This window comes from Vibrio sp. 811 (assembly GCF_033339195.1).
The window spans coordinates 471,585-488,690 of sequence record NZ_JAWOUB010000001.1 but is presented as its reverse complement, the minus strand read 5'-3'; the positions used below and the strand labels follow the sequence as shown (position 1 = coordinate 488,690).

The window sequence follows — 17,106 nt, the reverse complement described above, 5'->3', positions numbered from 1 at the left end:
TTGACTGTCTCTGACTGTCCTCTGTTATTTGGGCAAGTTCTATAACCTAAACTTTGCTCGCTTCCTATACTGAATTAACGAAGCAAGATTTTTATAACAACAAGAGGAAGCTTGTATGACAAGAACAACCTCACTTGCACTCGTTTTATTACTTATGTGCGCATACTTTGGTTACAACCGTTATTATGTATACCCCCAGCAGTTGGAAACACAGGCGAAGTCCATGCTAATACAAATGGCAAATCGCGAAGAGTGGGTCGATGTGTTTGAGATGATGAATCGCGTAGACGCGCATAAGGGCCATTTGGAACTTGTTGCTGACGTGACATCCTCTGATGGTCAGCGTGCGTACAGTGAAGGTATTATCACGTACACGGATCGCGAAGGCGTTGTCTGTAAACAGGTAGTGTTCAACTTTAAAATAAACTCTTTGAAAAACTACAATATTTCCGATTTACGAGATTGTTCCTACGGTGAGTACTATTAATATTGTCTGAGAGTTGAGCTCGATAGCACAGTGTATGAATACACAAACAAAAAATAGCCCTTCGTTGGGGCTATTTTTGTTTTTAAGGAATGAACGCAATATCGTGGGATTAGTCGAGTGATTTTTTGAAGCGAAATGAAGCGACAATAAGGCCGATAACAGTGAATCCAAGTAACCAGACTGTATCTCGCCATAGCTCCATTAAGTCTGCACCGCGCAGCACCACACCACGAATAATGCGCATAAAGTGAGTGGCTGGTAGGGCTTCTGATATCCATTGTGCCGCGACGGGCATTCCTTCATAAGGGAACATAAATCCGGACAGAAGAATCGATGGCAAAAGAATAAACACCGTCATCTGCATGGCCTGAAGCTGTGTCGTTGCAATGGTGGATATCACCAAACCTAAGGTTAAACTCGCGGCGATAAACAACAGCGTGCCAAACAGTATCTGACTAATGGCGCCGTTTATCGGCACGCCAAATATCCAGTGACCCAAGCCTAAAATGATAAACACCTGTATCAGACCAACAAAGATGTAGGGAATGATCTTCGCCACCATGAGTTCGATGGAGTGAATTGGCGTAGTAATCAGTAACTCTAAATTACCGCGTTCCCGTTCTCGAACAATGGCTGCACTGGTGAATAAGATCATCGTCATGGTCAGAATTACACCCAATAAACCAGGGACAATGTTCACCGCCGAGCGCCGACTCGGGTTGTAATACAGCGCAACTTCAAAGGTTTTGGTTGGAGCAGGGCGTATCTCAAAATCAAAATCTGTTAACGGCATGGTTTGCAGTGAGAGAATCGCAGAACTGATCATGGTGTCTGAACCATCTACAATCCACTGCCCAAGCTCTCGCCCTTGCACCATACGTTGGGTTAAGTCGCTAGGCAGAATTAAAGCCGCTCGCACCAAACCGTCTTGAATGGCTTGCTCGGCTTCAGAAGCGGTAGCGAAGGTTTCGACCACATCGACCACTTGTGTGACTTTGACGGATTCGGTAATCACGCGCCCGGCAGTACTGCCACTTTGATCGACGACGCCAACGGGAATGTTGCGAATATCCGTATTAATGGCAAAGCCGAACAGCAAAAGCTGAATCAACGGGATCATCACGACCATGCCAAAGGTAATTCGGTCACGTGAAAGCTGACGGATCTCTTTGATCATCACCGCTTTCATACGGGCAATAGATTTCATCATTGGCGACCTTCTCCCGTCACGCTGACAAACACATCTTCCAAGCTCGGGCGAGCAATGTTCATCTCGCAGCCCTCAAGCTCAGGAAAGGTCTGGGTTAACCATTCGATCGGTTGTTCGATGTGCTGGTGGATCAAAATGCGTAAGCGAATGCCTAGTTGTGCGGCAGAACGGACCTCTTCACGCTGAATGACTTTCTCTTTTAGCTCGCGTAAATTATCCGCTTTGACTTCGACGATGTTAACGCCCATTTGCGCCATGAGTTCTTCTGGCTCACCATCGGCGCGGATTTCGCCCGCTTCCATAATCGCCAGACGATGACAGCGTTCGGCTTCGTCCATGTAGTGCGTAGTGACCAAAATCGTCGTGCCTTGGTCAGAGAGGTCAAACAACTGCTCCCAGAAATCGCGTCGGTTCTCTGGGTCAACCGCAGACGTGGGTTCATCGAGAAACAACAGTTCGGGTTTATGCATGGTGGCTGCGGCGAGAGATAAGCGTTGTTTCTGGCCGCCGCTCATTCCGCCGACGCGCTGTTTACGCAGTTGGTCGAGACCGTAGGTGGCTAGTTGTTCTCCGATGCGAGCTTTCAGGGCCTTGGTTTCCATTCCAAAGATTTGTCCAATAAACTCAAGATTCTCTTGAACCGTCAGGTCATCGTAGAAGGAGAACTTTTGCGTCATGTAGCCTATCTTGAGGCGCAGAAGCTCAGATTGTTTTGGGATCTCTAACCCGAGTACATCAACATTGCCTTCACTTGGGCTAAGCAATCCCGTCAACACTCGAATGGTTGTCGATTTACCGCAGCCGTTAGGGCCAAGAAAACCATAGATACTGCCTTTAGGCACATTAAGCGTGATGTTGTTGATGGCGGTGAAGTCACCAAACTTCTTCACTACATTTTCAGCTTGAATCGCGAATTCGGTCATTGGCTTACTCCACCAAATCCACTTGCGCTGGTATACCTGAAGGCAAGGATTTTGCTGAGTCTTGAAGGTCGACTTCTGCTAGGTACATCAAACGCGAGCGTTCTTCCTCGGTAAGCGCGAAATAAGGCGTGAATGAAGGCTCAGTCGCTACCCAACGAACGGTGCCGCTATATGGTTGCTCAACGCCATCTACATGCACGTTAACCGTTTTACCCGGCACAAAGTTGACTCGATAATTGGCAGGAACATAAACACGGGCGTATGGGACGCGGCTCGCTTGAATTACGGCAACAATGCCATTCACCGGAACGCGTTCACCAAGGTTAAACGGTAGGTTATCTAGCAAGCCATTTCGCGTGGCCGTGATGGTGAGTTCTGCCAGTTTCTGTTCTTGTAGTGCTACATCGGCTTTTGCAGCCATGAGTGCGGCTTTCGCTTGTTCAATATCTTCAGGACGAGAGCCAGCGGTCAGTTTGCTGAACTCTTCTTGTGAGGAGTCTAGCTCTGCACGGGCAGAATCTCTGGCTGCTAAAGCGGTGTCTTTTTCTGATTGGCTGATGAGTTTTTTACGAACTAACTCCGCTTTACGTTGGTAGTTCTTTTGCGCTTCAATCAATTGAGCTTCCGCTCTGGCAACGCGAGCTTGCGCTGCGGCAATGTCTTCTGGTCGCTCACCATTGGTCAATTTCAAAAGATAGGCGTCAGCCTTGGCTTGTTCGGCAACGGCGTGAGCTAAAACGGCTTCTTGGTTCTTTGTATCGAGCTGAACCAGCACTTCTCCTTCGGTGACTTGGCTGCCTTCCTTAATGGGTAGGGCACGAATTATCTCGCTAGAGGTGGCAGTGAAGGTTACGCGGTCACGTTCTAATGTGCCAAGGGCTTGCTGTCCGTCATCTTTGGAACAGGCAGTTAAAAGAGTCAGGGCTAGGGTGCCAAGAATGATTCGCTTCATCATGCGACGCTTCCTCTAAGAAGGTGAGCTCGAACTCGTATCAAGCTATAGAAGAGTATGGGACTGCATTCAGTGTAACGTGAGTCAGTTTTGTCCGGCTAGGAAGTTAATTCCTTCAATATTCATCAATTGATTAATTGTTGAAGCTGGCTTGATCCTGCGGAAGCCGTGCTTTACTTGGCTCTTTTAAGTTGATTACATGAATATCATTTAAACAAAAATCTTGCCTTTCATGTAGAGCACGCCGTCGCCAGATACTCTTACTTGTTCGCCAGTAACTTCACAGTGCAAAATGCCTCCGCGCTGAGAAGCTTGGTAAGCGACCAGTGATGTTTTGCCTAACGCTTCTGCCCAGAACGGTGCTAACCCAGCGTGAATCGAGCCAGTTACGGGGTCTTCGTCACCACCATTTGCAGGCCAAAAGTAACGAGATACAAAGTCTTGTTGATCGCCTTTTGCGGTAACGACCACATCGTAAGGAGCGAGTGTCTTGAGGTGCTCTGAACGGTATTGAACCTCAAGTACCTCCTGCTGGTTGCCGACCACCACGAAATACGCTTGAGGGCTAAGCAGTACGCGTTCCACATCGCAACTTAGGCCTTCAATCAATGCCGAGGGAATATCAGAAACGGCTTTTGGAGGACGAGCAGGGAACGTCATCTCGATCTTACCTTGCGCATTCTTCTCTACGGTGAGGGGCCCTACTTCCAGAGTATGAAATTCAATCGTGCCATTAATGCCAAACTCATCAAACAGAACTAACGAAGAGGCCAGTGTTGCGTGTCCACAGAAATCGATTTCAGTAATCGGAGAGAACCAACGAATCTCATATTGGTTTGCGCCAATGGACTTTAGGAAAGCCGTCTCTGATAAGTTGTTTTCTGTCGCGATATTTTGCATCAATTCTGGGGCTAGCCATTCCTCTAACGGTATCACCGCTGCTGAGTTGCCTTTGAATTGCGTATCGGTGAAGGCGTCCACCACGTAGATATCCAATTCCATTTTCCTTCCTTGTTCCGTGAGCGATTAATTAGCATAAACCAAGTGCAATTAAGAGAGTAAGAAATTTGTGTTAGAATCTTAAAGTGTCAAAATTATAGTTATTTTGTGTTTTTTGATACTTACTGACAAGGATTCGGACTGCTGGGTACTTACACTAGTGTTGAATTCATTGAAAGGAAGAAAAACATGAAAGCGATCTACAAATCAGTTTTGGCATTGAGTGTTTTTGCGGTCGGTTCTGCCCATGCATTTGAACTCGTGAGTAGAGATATTCAAGAAGGCCACCCGATGGCGAAGACATTTGAATACTCTGGTTGGGGATGTGATGGCGGGAATCAATCACCACAATTGATGTGGAAAGAAGCTCCAAAGGGCACAAAAAGTTTTGCGATCACCGTGTATGACCCCGATGCGCCAACAGGCAGTGGTTTTTGGCATTGGATAGCGTTTAATATTCCATCCACCGTTAGCGAGCTGCCTCGAGGCATTGATATGAACAAGTTAGGCGGCAAAGAATCTCGTATTGACTACGGCACAACGGGGTTCGGCGGCACGTGTCCTCCAAAGAATGATGGGATGCATCGTTACCAGTTTACGGTGTGGTCATTGCCAACTGAAGAACTGAATTTGGATGAAAACACGCCTCCAGCCATTGTAGGGTTTACTTTGAATAGTGTTGCTTTGGGTAAAGCGACATTAACCACGACTTACACGCGATAATTGAATATAAGGGGAGAGAATGGGTCACCAATATCAGGTTACGCTGTTTCGTGCGGAGCAGCAGCAGAAGCTTCGTAATGTCAGGATTCACTCCCCAAGCCTTATTCAGATTGTTAAGGGGAGTAAACATCTTTTCTGGAAAGATGAAGTACTCGACATCCATGATCCAAATATCATGCTTTGTGAAGCAAATGCATCCCTAAATTTTGAAAACCTTCCTCTACAAGGGCGATTTCTTTCTCGAATGTTCAGTTTTCACTGTGTGCCTAGCGATGAAATGTTGGAGCTAAGCATGAGCAACGCATTAGGAAACTATGTACCCGTTGTTGAGACAGATAAAGCATTGAAAGCGACGTTAAATGCTTTGTTTTCGTTTGAGCGGGAAAGCTTAAGTGAAGCGACACAACGCTATTGGATTATGGGCCTATATCAGCAGCTAGCTGAGAGAGGGTTATTGCATCGGTTGTTCTCGAGTTCACATATCTCTTTTAGTCAGAAAGTTAGTCGTTACTTATCGCGCTCTCCAGGGGAGGAGCATCCATTAGACATGGTCGCGGGGCACTTTGCTATGAGCCGAGCAACATTGATACGCAAACTGAAACAAGAAGGTACCCAGTATCGTGAAGTATTGGCAGAAGTGCGCTTAAATCACGCACTTTACTTGATGCAAAATGGCTCGTATAACGTTGCTATGCTCGCACAGTTGTGTGGTTATCAGTCAGAGGGGCGTTTTAGCCAACGCTTTAAAAGTAAGTTCGGCCTAACGCCCAGCGAGTATATTAAAACGGTAGTGAGTTAATGTTTTACCGCTTTTGTATTTTTTGTGCTTTTTAGGTTAGCCATAATATTTGGCTTTCATTCGCAATGCTACATTCACCAAAGCAATCAATACAGGCACTTCGATCAGTGGACCAATGACACCAGCAAAAGCTTGGTCTGAGTTTAGGCCAAACACCGCGATAGAAACCGCAATTGCCAATTCAAAGTTGTTGCCTGTTGCCGTGAAAGCAATTGACGCGTTTTTGTCGTAGTCGATGCCCATTTTCTTACCAACGAAGAAGCTGACAAAGAACATCAACACAAAGTAGATAGCCAGTGGAATTGCTACACGGAATACATCCATTGGCAGTTCAAGAATCATTTCACCTTTCAAGCTGAACATCAGTACGATGGTCGCAAGCAGGGCGATAAGCGTAATTGGTGAAATGCGTGGGATGAATACGTCGTTGTACCATTGTTCACCTTTCGCAGCGACCAGCCATTTGCGGCTTAGGAAGCCCGCTAGGAATGGGATACCAAGGTAAATAAGAACGCTTTCCGCGATGTCCATCATCGAGATATCAACTACGAAACCTTCGTAACCAAAGACTGGTGGCAACACAGTGATAAACAACCACGCCATCACACTGTAAGTCACGATTTGGAAAGCGCTGTTTAATGCAACTAGGGCTGCGCCGTATTCTTTGTTACCACCACCGATATCGTTCCATACCAATACCATCGCAATACAACGAGCAAGACCGATCAGAATGATACCAACCATGTAACCCGGATGATCACCTAGGAAAGTCAATGCAAGGATGAACATCAAAATAGGGCCGACAATCCAGTTCATGACCAAAGACAGCGTGATTGCTTTTTTATCTTTCGTCACTGTGCCTAGCAGGTTGTAGTTCACCTTTGCGAGTGGCGGGTACATCATCAAAATCAAACCAATCGCTAGCGGTACGTTTGTGCTACCAACTGACATTGACTCGTTCCACTCAGCAACTTGAGGGAATGCTGCGCCAATACCTACACCGATTGCCATTGCAACAAAAATCCACACCGTTAAGTAACGGTCCAAGAAGCTCATTTTGTCGCTGGCACTATTTAAAACTTGAGTAGTCATAGTGTTCTCTTATTCGTTTATCGTCGAAAGACGATAGTTAAAGGTATAGTTTATCTCTGCACGCCTGACCAGCGTGCAAAGGGAATTAATCAAATAACTTGGAAAATCCTAGATTGAACTGATCAAACGCGTCGCGTTGAATGCGGTAACACACCTTAGGTGGGTTTGGCTCGGCGCTGATAAAGCCTGCTTGCTTGAGAATACGCAAGTGCTCGGAAACAGTAGATTGCGCAAGACCCAGTTCAGAAACCAAATCACTGTTCAAACAACCGCCCATGGTATCGAGCGTGTGCAGGATATGCAGAATGCGCAAACGTGCTGGATGCGACAAAGCTTTTGCTTGCGCTGCGAGAGTTTGTTCTTTCTCGAGCTGTTGTTGCGTTGTCTGAAAAACAACTTCGCACGTGTCCTTGCACTTATCACTCATTCGCTGGCCTTAATAGTTAATCGTCGAATTGCGATAAAGTGTACGCCTGCTCTGTGGAAGATGCAACAACTCGATGAAAAAATTAATCGTAGAATAACGATGAATAAAAAATTGAAAAAATATATGTTTTAAAAACAGTTATATAATAAAAAATTACGTAGGTTACTAAAAGTTAACTAATTGCACTATATTTCTAGGTTACCATAATAAACCACATCCGACGCACAATGGTTACTGCGTCATCTTGTGAACTTATTTAAAGGTAATCCCATGAGCAACGTACTGATCATCAATGCACACGAACCATCACCATATTCAGAAGGTCGTCTAAATGCTTCTCTTGTCGACAAAGCACAGACGCTTCTGCAAGCAAAAGGCCATGAGGTTCGCGTTGTGACAATGCAAGATGAGATCAACGTAGATGAGCAACTCGCACACTTTGAGTGGGCTGATCGCGTGATCATCCAAAGCCCAATCAACTGGATGTCTGTGCCTTGGTCATTCAAAAAATACATGGACGACGTGTTTACTGCGGGTATGGGCGGCGCACTATGTGCATTCGATGGCCGTAGCGCAGAAGAACCAAAGAAAAACTATGGTACAGGCGGCACTCAAACCAACAGCAAATACATGCTGTCACTGACATTCAACGCGCCAGAAGAATCGTTTGATGATGAGAGCGAATACCTATTCCAAGGTAAAGGCGTGGACGATTTGATGTTCCACATGCACGCTAACTTCCGCTTCTTTGGTATGTCAGCACTGCCTACATTCGCTTGTTACGACGTGATGAAGAACGCAGATATCGAAAACGATTTTGTTCGTTTCGAAGCTCACATTAACGAAAACTTCTAATCCTTTTAGAAAGATAGTGCGAACTGAATGATGAATTGAGATGGACTGCTGCATGCGGTCCATTTTTATTTGTTTGCGGCGAGGTGACGTTTTTATTACTCTAAAGCACTAAATGTATCTAGCTTACTTTTCGTTACCTAGATTAGGTGCGTATCTTGAGGTGTATTGTGGAAAGCAGAATCAGTGTAGATAGCAAAGGTCGTAAGTCAGTGGCGAACGTATGTGCGGAGCCATGTGCTATCGAGAAAGGGATGCGTCTAATTGGTGGTAAATGGAAAGGTTCTCTGATTTATCATTTGAAAGACGGCCCAGTTCGTTTCAATGACTTAGCACGCATGCTAGGCGGTGCAAGTAAAAAGATGATCGACCAACGCCTTAAAGAGCTAGAAGCGGAAGGTATGGTGGTGCGCAAAGTGATCAGCGACCGCCCAATTGCCGTAAGCTATGAACTAACAGAGTTCGGCCGTACCGCACTTAAGATTCTTGATGATTTGCGAATTTGGTCTGAAAAGCATCAAATTGAGCTTCGTTAAGACCAAAGTAGTTAATCGCAAACGTTACTCTCTTTTGAAAGCTGATTAACAATACATCGCCGTTTTTACCCAAGTAACTTAGATGTGCTTCATTCAAATCGTAATTTGTTTCGTAAAACAACGTACTCTTTCGAGTCAGGCATATCGAGGCTACTTGAGCATAATCGTACTTTTTAAGTTTTTGATTTTTAGTTATTATTTATCATACTTAGTAAGTTGTAGAATAAATCACTCACTTCAGTTGAATTTAAAAAAGCACTATTTAATTCCAGCTTCTTTTCAAAATCGGAATATTTATCGAATTCCTCTTTCTCAACTAAACCTATTGGTGAGTTGTCGTTAACGTGGTTTTCATATTTTTTGATGGTATATAATTTAGACTTTTCGTCAAAATATTGAATTATCTTAATGTTAACGTCAGGTCTCTCCGTATTATACGTGATCGTAATTTTTTCATAATCTTTATTAATCGGAGTCGTAAGCCCTGTAGGGTAGATGATTTTAAACCCATTAATGTCATCCTTCTTCGTGCTTTTATAATGTTTTGAGTATGAAAAGTTTTCAATTGTACTTTTAGTGACGATAATTGATTCACCTTTCTTTAAACCGTATTCGGTACATTCATAATCGTCAACAACCGTAGAATTTCTTTTCTTTTCAATCAGGTAGGACATGCTTGCAGATGTCCCTCCGTGTTCCAGTTTTTGTTGGTTTACAGAACAATAGAAATGACCTTTGTCCACCGTCATTGCGTTGATTTGTTCCGGATTTGAAATGGTGGGATGTATATCTTTTGCTGGATCGTTGTCGCTTCCTCCTGAACCGCATCCAACTAATCCGATACAAACGGCCATATAAAGCAAAGAGATTTTATTCATACTGTATTTCTCAATTAAGATGTGTGATTGCAAATAACGATTAATTACATTTTTATAAAGTGAAATGTTTTTTATTTTAATTGAACGGTGTTTTATTGGTAATTTAATCGTTTGCTTTTATTTTGTCTCTTACGGTATCTATGTTTTCATTTATGGTATGAATTATTAGATTTGCACAATTGTGAGTTGCAATAGGATAATAATCGCTAGCCAACTACTTGTGTAGGTACCGTTATGATTTATATATCCGTTAAGTCTAAGTTTTTAGTCTTAATTTCATGTATTTATCGTGAAAGTGACTTAGAAGTAAATAACTAACGTTGTTTGAGGGGAGCCTGGGCTTCACTGATCTTGTTTTTCATCAAGGCGTTGTATAATGAACAAGGACTCTATTTCCAACTTGTTGATACATATCAGATCTCACGGATCTGATATGCATTCCAAGTTATTCTCACTAAGGCAAGAATCCTAGCTTATTTAAGGATAGAAAGTTTACTTGGGTGTAGAAGATATTAGTAATCCAACGTGCCACGGATAGGGTAGTTATTGTTTGGATCGCGAATCCATGCCAATCCGCGTGATAGCGCGCCAAGCTCAGGGCGAACAAACGGGTTGTTTGAAATATCCACCACGTGTAAGTCGCCGTGTTCATTCACCACAAACAGACCTGGTTCTGCGAAATTGTGATCGGTTTCCTGTTCAGATCGAGGAATAGATACATACAAGCCTAGCGTTTTCATTTGTTCTTCGGTCAGGCCGTAAGCGATAGGGAAGCTGATTTCGAGTTTCTCTAGATGCCCCTCTAGCTGTGCTTTTGAATCGCCAGAAACGGCAAGAATATCGACGCCAGCATCAGCGAAAGCCTGTTTGTAACTCTCAAGCTCGTTGAGGTACTTAGTACAAAGAGGGCAGTGTTTACCACGATAAACGAATACTGCTTGCCAAGTCGCATCACCTTGCGGCTGACCCAACGTTACGCTTGAACCATCTAGCAAAGTGGCTTGAAGATGAGGGAAGCTGTCGCCCGCTTTAAGTTTCACTGAAGTTGCCATATTGACTCCCGAATTGGTGGTGTATATCCATGAATGCCCCTTTCTCAACAAAGCGATTGGGGGATGAGACTTCAATGTAGACTCTGTTTTGCGGTGTTTCAACTAGTTAACTTTTAGTAACCTGCAATAAGGTAGTAGAGTGCAAAAGATGAAAAAGCAGAACTTAAGATACAACGAAGTGGGGGTGTAGTATCAGGAGCTAAGTTCTGCTTGAGGTTAGGCTATGACCACTGGAACATATCGTTAAGATAAACCAGAGTCATCACTTCTATTTTATTACTCGATTGAGCTAGGCGTTGCTGAAAAAAGTGCGCCATCATTGGCTTCTTCATTTTTTCCTCCTTTAGCTGACGAGTAAATTATGTGTATAAAAGGGGATATAAAAAAGAGAGTGCTTTTGTTGGCTTTTTTCCTAATAACGTAAATATATGGGGCTTTAAAGCCGAATTTGGAGGTTAATTGTGGAAAAGGGGAACAGATAATTAGGAAGTTTTCTTATTTTATTACCGCCAACTTAAGTAAACTATTCCTATCCACAAACTTCACAGATCTAAGGTTGATTCAGTGTCTGATCTCAATTTGTTTCGCTATTACCAACGATTACTCTCGTTTAGCGTTGGTGATGAAACAAAAACCACGTTACAGGACATTGCCGACATCATGTTCACTTCTTCTCGGCATGCTCGTAGCCTGCTAACGCAGATGCAGCAGAAGGCGTGGTTGAGCTGGCACCCGAAAGCTGGGCGGAACCAACGATCGACTCTTATTCTGAATATGGAGTTAGACGTTTTAAAAGAGAGCTTGGCTCTTGAACGTATCAAGTTAGGCAAGTATGAAAAAGCACTGGCGATATTAGATGAAGACGAAATGGCATTTGGCCGTTTGTTAAAAACAACGTCTGGTGCTTCTGTTCAAGAAGGACAGCTCAATATTCAATTAACCTATAAGCGAATGTTTGAGCGCGTCGTTCCACATCAACTTCAGCGTAGCAGCGAACGTTTCTTATTAAGGCAAATCTATTGTTGCTTAGTTTCGAGTGATAACAATGGGAAAGTGCAACCAGAACTCGCACATCACTGGCGTTATGACGAAGACACCTACGAATGGACTTTCTACCTTCGTCCAGGTCTGACTTTTCACAATGGTAATTCCATTGATGCAGAAACAGTGGTTAGCTTGTTTGCAAAGTTGAGTTCACTACAGTACTACGAAAAAGAGTTGGCACATGTTGCTAACATTACTGCGCCAACGCCATTGAAAGTTGTTTTTAAGCTTAATCGAGCTGACTTGGGCTTTGCTGGACTTATTTCTGGAGTGAAATACGGCATTCAACCAGTAAGCCAAGTTAACGTAGCGAATAACAAGCTGGTGGTCGGAAGTGGCCCATTCTCTGTTGTCGAGCACAATGAAAGTCGTTTAAAACTGCAAGCATTTAATGGTTATTATGCATGTAGAGTTCTAACGGATTTGGTGACTATCTGGATTGTTAATGACGAGCAAATGGAGAACCCGTCATTGGCAGCAAATACGTTGCAAAGGGATGCTTCGCCCGAGGAGGATTTGTGTGGACACTATATGTCGACGCAAAACCGAGAAAACTCATCGGCGAGCAAGCGTAGCCGAATAGAAGATGGTTGCTTATTCGCCTTATTTAATCAGCACGCTAAGCACAAACTTTCTTTAGCGCAGCGCCGTTATATTAGTGAGCTAATTCAACCTGAGCACTTGGCCGAAGTGATGCGCCGCGAGAATATTGTATTTGGGAGTATACCCGCTTATAACCTGCTACCAGGTTGGAAGCCAGTGCTCCGTCCGTTTAGTGAGCCGCTTAAGTTACCTAAACATATTACGATAGCGGGATATAACTATACCGCGTTGCGTCGCTGTGCGCGGGCTATTTCTAATCGTTTGGCGAGTGTTGGCAGTAAAGTAGAAATTGTTATGTATTCCTACCGTGAGCTGAACGAGAAGGCTAAGAACGGTGAGCTAAATGAGACAATGGTCGTAACGAACATAAACTTAGATGATAATCGTCATGCCTCAGCGTTCACGAACTTCTTCAGCAACGCTGTGCTATTCCACACTTTGGGAGAAAAGAACGCACAATGGTTAGATGAACAACTACAGAGAGTCAGATCTTTCGTTCCACTTGAGGACTACCTTAATGCATTGGAGCCAATTTCATCGACGTTGATCAGCGAGTATTGGATTGCACCTATGTTCCACCATACACAAACTTTGCGCTTCCAAGGTGTATTAGAAGACGTTGCTTTAACCAATTGGGGTTGGCCAGATATCCGCTCGGTGTGGTCGGCAGATTAACTACCTTAGTTATTTAGCAAAGTGCTGCTTCACGAATTCAATGAAGGCTCTGGTTTTCGCCGATTGATAGATAAGTTGTGGGTACACCAAGTAAACCGCGTTGTGCTGGTGGTCGGTTTCTTCCGATAAAACCTGCATTAGACGACCATGTTCAACGTCTTGTTCGACAAAGTAACTTGCTAACCGAGCAATGCCATTGCCAGACAGGGCTGATTCTTTGAGTAAGCGGTTTTCATTGCTTGAAAGCCAGCCTTGGGTTTGAACTGTTCCCGTTTTTAAAGGCCACTCTTTTTGATGCAACGTGGTTAAGCATTGATGCTGTTTTAAATCCGCTAACGTCTCTGGCGTACCTTCTTCTTGCAGATATAGAGGTGAGGCAACCAGCCAGTGGTGGTAGTCCAGCAGGTGATGCGCAATCATATTCTCGGGCGGCGTTCTTGTTGCTCGAAACGCAAAGTCGACGCTGGTTTCCGTCAGATTAAACGCTTGATAGCTAGAAAGAATCTCGAATTCTACGTTTGGATGTAGAGCGCGAAACGCTACGCACAAATCATGCAGCACCGCTTCAGCAAACATCTTGGGAGCGGTAAGACGAATCAGACCGTCTATTTGCTCAGATTGCTGACTTAGACTCTTTTCCATTTCCATTACGCGGCGTTTGAGATCTTCTGCTTGTGCAAAGATCGACTCACCCTCTGCCGTCAATCTCACGCTACGTGTGGTTCGAACAATCAAAGGAGTAGCGAGTTCTGATTCCAATCGCTTGATTTGTTCCGACAGGTAGCTTTTAGAAATGCCAAGTTGCTCCGCTGCTCTAGAAAAATTGAGTGTTTGAGCCACTTCGGCAAACAGCATCAGTTTTTCGATTCTTTTGTAATCTGTCATCTCGATTGTTCGCTAACGAGGATAATGAATTCGATTTTACGGTATTAAACTAATTTTTACGAACAGTAAGATGGTTCGAGTTAATTTCAGAAATTGAAAATGCAGAAATCGGAAAAGTGAGAACAACGATGAACAATCCAACACTACCGCTCGCCAAAACCTTACCTAACGTTAGCCGCTTGGTCTTCGGCTGCATGGGGCTTGGAGGGGAGTGGAATCGCAACCCGTTAACCGCCAAAGATGAAAACCAAGCTTATGCCGCTGTAGAGGCAGCATTAGAGGTTGGCATCAATCTCTTTGATCATGCGGATATCTACAAATTCGGTAAGGCAGAAGCAGTGTTTGGGCGCATCTTAGCCAATGACTCAACCTTACGAGAGCGAATTTATCTGCAATCCAAGTGCGGCATCCGTTTAGGAGATGAGCAAGGTGTGAAGCAGTATGACTTCTCTGCTAAATGGGTGACGGCTTCTGTTGAGAGCATTCTTGAACGCCTTGGCGTGGAAAACCTTGATGTTTTGATGCTGCATCGCCCAGATCCTTTGGTTGAATTTGAAGAACTAGGCACAGCGCTACAAGCCCTGAAACAAGCTGGCAAAGTTAACCACTTCGGTGTTTCTAACATGAACAGTGCTCAAATTGATCTTCTCCAACAAGCAACGGGCGAAGTTGTTGTGGCGAACCAGTTGGAAATGAGTCTGGCTAAGTCTGACTTCATCAAGCAGGGCATGGGGCTTCCTTCGTCTGCATCTGACTACGTTGCGGGAACACTGGAGCATGCCCGTAGGCACAATATCCAACTGCAAGCGTGGGGCAGTATGGCGCAGGGCAGATTCTCAGAGCGTGGCTTACATTCTGATGATCACAATATTAGACAGACGGCGGAGATGGTGATGGCGCTAGCAGCTGAATATGGCGTGTCGTCCGAGGCGATTGTTTTAGCCTTCTTGACGCGTCATCCAAACCAAATACAGCCTGTTATTGGTACCGCAAACCCACAGCGTATTCGCGCTTGTGCTCAAGTAGAGAACGTCAAGCTATCACGCAGTCATTGGTATGGATTGTTCGAGAAAACCCTTGGTCATGAGATCCCGTAGGAGAGAAAAATGAAATACGTACAAGTTCAAACTCTGATTCAAACGGCATTGGAAATTGCTGCTGATCGCAAGCAAAACATTGCGGTTGCCGTGGTTGATACACATGGCGAATTGCTCGGTTTTGCCCGAATGGATGATGTGAGCGTGCAAGCAGGTTTGTTGGCACAAAACAAAGCCTACACCTCGGCTAGAGACCGTCAGCCTAGTGGCAATCTGGGCGCTTGGGCTCGTGAGACGGGTAAGCAGTTGAGCTATTGGACTGATCCAAAGATCACGGGCTTTATGGGCGGTGTACCTGTAGAACAAGAGGGGAAAATCGTCGGTGCAATTGGCATTAGCGGTTTGGCTGAGCAAGATGATGAAGCACTTGCGATGGAAGTATTAAACGCGCGTTGAGTATAATGTTTATCAGTAGGTGTGATGCTTTGTCCAGCTTTGTACTCACTGTAGGGACTCAAGTTCACAGGCTTCGTCGAGTCACAATGCTATCTAGTAGCTTGAAGTAAGCAGAAGTTGAAATCGCGAACTATGATTAATTTATTTGAAAGCTTTGAGGCCTAAATATGTTTCATAAGGTATTCGTTTCGCTATTTTTTGTTCTCCTCTCAGGCTGTGGTACGAGTGACAGCGCGTTAAAAGAGAGCGGTTATGATGAAGCTTATATCCAAGGCTTTCATGACGGTCGGCATAGTGGTATGCAAGAGGCAGGGAATGATTTTGAACACTATATTAAGGACGAAACAAGGTATCAAACCGACTCAGATTATCGGCAAGGCTGGGATGCTGGTGAGGTAGAGGGTAACAAGTTACAAAAGCAGGCGACCGCGATAGGACAAGGCATGATTGATAATTCATATGAAGAACGTGATGTCTTTGATCCTGATAAAGTGGCGAAAGATGCAATAAAAGGCGTTGATACATCGGAATTGAAAAGCCTAGAGTAACGGACTGATATAAAGAATAAAACTCGTCATTTGACGAGTTTTATTTTTGTCTAAACGATTCATGTTTCAACGCTCAACAGGGCATTCATCGTTTGGGTATGAGCAATGTCGTTAATCACCTTTCTTGTTCTTTTGTTCAAGGATTAACGATAACAGGCGAACGAGCAGGGACTGAGCTTCCGGTGAGAGCAATCGCGCCACGGCCGTTAAGTCATTTGCTGTGACATGCTTAACATCACGTACATCTAAGGCAATATCTAGGTCAGTCAAATGAAGCGAACGCAATATGGCACGATATTGTGAGAGTTTAAGATCGGACTCTCCGCGCTCGATCCTTTGATATGTTTTTACGCTCATTCCAGCGATGTTTGCCATTTGCTCACGGGAGAGGCCATTCGATTTTCGTCTTGCGATCAGTGCTTGAATTATAGGGTCTACCTGCATGTGCTCTCCTGAAAGGACAGTTTTGACCTAAACGGAGCAAGAAGTGGACCAGTTTAACCACCACATATTTACCTGCTTTGCAATCAGTATAAAAATAACTGTCTTATAAAAACGTAAATATTTTAGTCAGTTATTAACTCAATGGAAAAGTATCAATCATACAAATCAATAGAAACGAAAGCTTCTATTCGCAAAATGCAACGCATTTTAGATCATTTATTTAGTGAAATTGATCAGCAACATCGTGAGACTAAAGAGAATGTTGTGACACTGATTCAACAGTCACAACAGCGATTGATGAACTACAAAGAGCTTTACCTTCACAAAGAATCGATAAGTGAAGTAGAGCTGCGGATGGCGCATGAAAATATGAGTGAGACTGAGAAGCAGGTCGCCGATATGGGTATTCCAGTGTTAACTTATATCATTGGCGCTCTAGATAAAGCGTATTAACACAGTCGTAAAGTCGGGCGATACAAGATTT

Annotated in this window: 20 protein-coding genes; 10 read left to right on the top strand and 10 right to left on the bottom strand. The window is 44.2% G+C overall.

Annotated elements, in window-relative coordinates:
* The first annotated feature begins 115 nt into the window (after window positions 1–115).
* Complete coding sequence (locus R7Q46_RS02110) at window positions 116–487, top strand: hypothetical protein (protein WP_141135663.1); 372 nt, start codon at window positions 116–118, stop codon at window positions 485–487.
* Between the two features lie 109 nt (window positions 488–596).
* Here the strand turns inward: R7Q46_RS02110 and R7Q46_RS02105 are convergent, their stop codons facing one another.
* From R7Q46_RS02105 to R7Q46_RS02090, 4 genes are all read right to left on the bottom strand, one after another.
* Window positions 597–1,694, bottom strand: a complete 1,098-nt coding sequence (locus tag R7Q46_RS02105) for an ABC transporter permease (protein WP_017635233.1) — start codon at window positions 1,692–1,694, stop codon at window positions 597–599.
* Entirely contained in the window at window positions 1,694–2,620 is a 927-nt protein-coding gene (locus R7Q46_RS02100; protein WP_213871213.1) for an ABC transporter ATP-binding protein, read from the bottom strand. The genes R7Q46_RS02105 and R7Q46_RS02100 overlap by 1 nt, the downstream gene beginning before the upstream one ends.
* 4 nt (window positions 2,621–2,624) lie before the next feature.
* A complete protein-coding gene (locus R7Q46_RS02095) occupies window positions 2,625–3,575 on the bottom strand; it encodes an HlyD family secretion protein (protein WP_372584765.1) in 951 nt (316 codons plus the stop codon).
* Window positions 3,576–3,782: 207 nt separating this feature from the next.
* Complete coding sequence (locus R7Q46_RS02090) at window positions 3,783–4,574, bottom strand: PhzF family phenazine biosynthesis protein (RefSeq protein WP_206958957.1); 792 nt, start codon at window positions 4,572–4,574, stop codon at window positions 3,783–3,785.
* A 186-nt stretch (window positions 4,575–4,760) separates the two neighbouring features.
* Here R7Q46_RS02090 and R7Q46_RS02085 point away from each other — a divergent pair, with 186 nt between their 5' ends.
* Window positions 4,761–5,294: a YbhB/YbcL family Raf kinase inhibitor-like protein gene (locus R7Q46_RS02085; protein ID WP_213871212.1), complete on the top strand. Its 534-nt coding sequence runs from the start codon at window positions 4,761–4,763 to the stop codon at window positions 5,292–5,294.
* Window positions 5,295–5,313: 19 nt separating this feature from the next.
* On the top strand, window positions 5,314–6,093 hold the full coding sequence (locus R7Q46_RS02080; protein WP_318077257.1) for a helix-turn-helix domain-containing protein: 780 nt from the start codon (window positions 5,314–5,316) through the stop codon (window positions 6,091–6,093).
* A gap of 36 nt (window positions 6,094–6,129) precedes the next feature.
* Here R7Q46_RS02080 and arsB read toward each other — a convergent pair whose 3' ends face one another.
* The gene (gene arsB, locus R7Q46_RS02075) at window positions 6,130–7,185 is read right to left on the bottom strand and encodes an ACR3 family arsenite efflux transporter (RefSeq protein WP_005385145.1); all 1,056 of its coding nucleotides are present in this window, start codon (window positions 7,183–7,185) and stop codon (window positions 6,130–6,132) included.
* A gap of 85 nt (window positions 7,186–7,270) precedes the next feature.
* A complete protein-coding gene (locus R7Q46_RS02070) occupies window positions 7,271–7,612 on the bottom strand; it encodes an ArsR/SmtB family transcription factor (protein ID WP_005375451.1) in 342 nt (113 codons plus the stop codon).
* Between the two features lie 270 nt (window positions 7,613–7,882).
* On the opposite strand from R7Q46_RS02070, the gene R7Q46_RS02065 reads away from it, so the two are divergent.
* The gene (locus R7Q46_RS02065) at window positions 7,883–8,467 is read left to right on the top strand and encodes an NAD(P)H-dependent oxidoreductase (protein WP_017635228.1); all 585 of its coding nucleotides are present in this window, start codon (window positions 7,883–7,885) and stop codon (window positions 8,465–8,467) included.
* 167 nt (window positions 8,468–8,634) lie between these two features.
* The gene (locus tag R7Q46_RS02060; protein WP_005375456.1) at window positions 8,635–9,000 is read left to right on the top strand and encodes a winged helix-turn-helix transcriptional regulator; all 366 of its coding nucleotides are present in this window, start codon (window positions 8,635–8,637) and stop codon (window positions 8,998–9,000) included.
* 188 nt (window positions 9,001–9,188) lie between these two features.
* On the opposite strand, the gene R7Q46_RS02055 is transcribed toward R7Q46_RS02060, so the two are convergent.
* Both R7Q46_RS02055 and R7Q46_RS02050 read right to left on the bottom strand, forming a co-directional pair.
* Window positions 9,189–9,878: a hypothetical protein gene (locus tag R7Q46_RS02055; RefSeq protein ID WP_053350501.1), complete on the bottom strand. Its 690-nt coding sequence runs from the start codon at window positions 9,876–9,878 to the stop codon at window positions 9,189–9,191.
* Between the two features lie 512 nt (window positions 9,879–10,390).
* A complete protein-coding gene (locus tag R7Q46_RS02050) occupies window positions 10,391–10,930 on the bottom strand; it encodes a redoxin domain-containing protein (RefSeq protein ID WP_005385152.1) in 540 nt (179 codons plus the stop codon).
* 564 nt (window positions 10,931–11,494) lie between these two features.
* On the opposite strand from R7Q46_RS02050, the gene R7Q46_RS02045 reads away from it, so the two are divergent.
* A complete protein-coding gene (locus R7Q46_RS02045; protein ID WP_193837212.1) occupies window positions 11,495–13,252 on the top strand; it encodes an SgrR family transcriptional regulator in 1,758 nt (585 codons plus the stop codon).
* A 9-nt stretch (window positions 13,253–13,261) separates the two neighbouring features.
* On the opposite strand, the gene R7Q46_RS02040 is transcribed toward R7Q46_RS02045, so the two are convergent.
* Window positions 13,262–14,137 carry a LysR family transcriptional regulator gene (locus tag R7Q46_RS02040; RefSeq protein WP_318077256.1) on the bottom strand — a complete coding sequence of 292 codons (876 nt, stop codon included), beginning with the start codon at window positions 14,135–14,137 and terminating at the stop codon, window positions 13,262–13,264.
* A 128-nt stretch (window positions 14,138–14,265) separates the two neighbouring features.
* Here R7Q46_RS02040 and R7Q46_RS02035 point away from each other — a divergent pair, with 128 nt between their 5' ends.
* The 3 genes from R7Q46_RS02035 (at window position 14,266) to R7Q46_RS02025 (ending at window position 16,178) form a co-directional block, all read left to right on the top strand.
* Window positions 14,266–15,234 carry an aldo/keto reductase family oxidoreductase gene (locus tag R7Q46_RS02035; protein ID WP_318077255.1) on the top strand — a complete coding sequence of 323 codons (969 nt, stop codon included), beginning with the start codon at window positions 14,266–14,268 and terminating at the stop codon, window positions 15,232–15,234.
* Window positions 15,235–15,243: 9 nt separating this feature from the next.
* Complete coding sequence (locus R7Q46_RS02030) at window positions 15,244–15,630, top strand: GlcG/HbpS family heme-binding protein (protein WP_276439594.1); 387 nt, start codon at window positions 15,244–15,246, stop codon at window positions 15,628–15,630.
* Window positions 15,631–15,797: 167 nt separating this feature from the next.
* The gene (locus R7Q46_RS02025) at window positions 15,798–16,178 is read left to right on the top strand and encodes a hypothetical protein (RefSeq protein WP_005375467.1); all 381 of its coding nucleotides are present in this window, start codon (window positions 15,798–15,800) and stop codon (window positions 16,176–16,178) included.
* A gap of 111 nt (window positions 16,179–16,289) precedes the next feature.
* Here the strand turns inward: R7Q46_RS02025 and R7Q46_RS02020 are convergent, their stop codons facing one another.
* Complete coding sequence (locus R7Q46_RS02020) at window positions 16,290–16,622, bottom strand: helix-turn-helix transcriptional regulator (RefSeq protein WP_213964117.1); 333 nt, start codon at window positions 16,620–16,622, stop codon at window positions 16,290–16,292.
* 141 nt (window positions 16,623–16,763) lie between these two features.
* Here R7Q46_RS02020 and R7Q46_RS02015 point away from each other — a divergent pair, with 141 nt between their 5' ends.
* Window positions 16,764–17,075: a hypothetical protein gene (locus R7Q46_RS02015; RefSeq protein ID WP_005375472.1), complete on the top strand. Its 312-nt coding sequence runs from the start codon at window positions 16,764–16,766 to the stop codon at window positions 17,073–17,075.
* Window positions 17,076–17,106 lie beyond the last annotated feature (31 nt).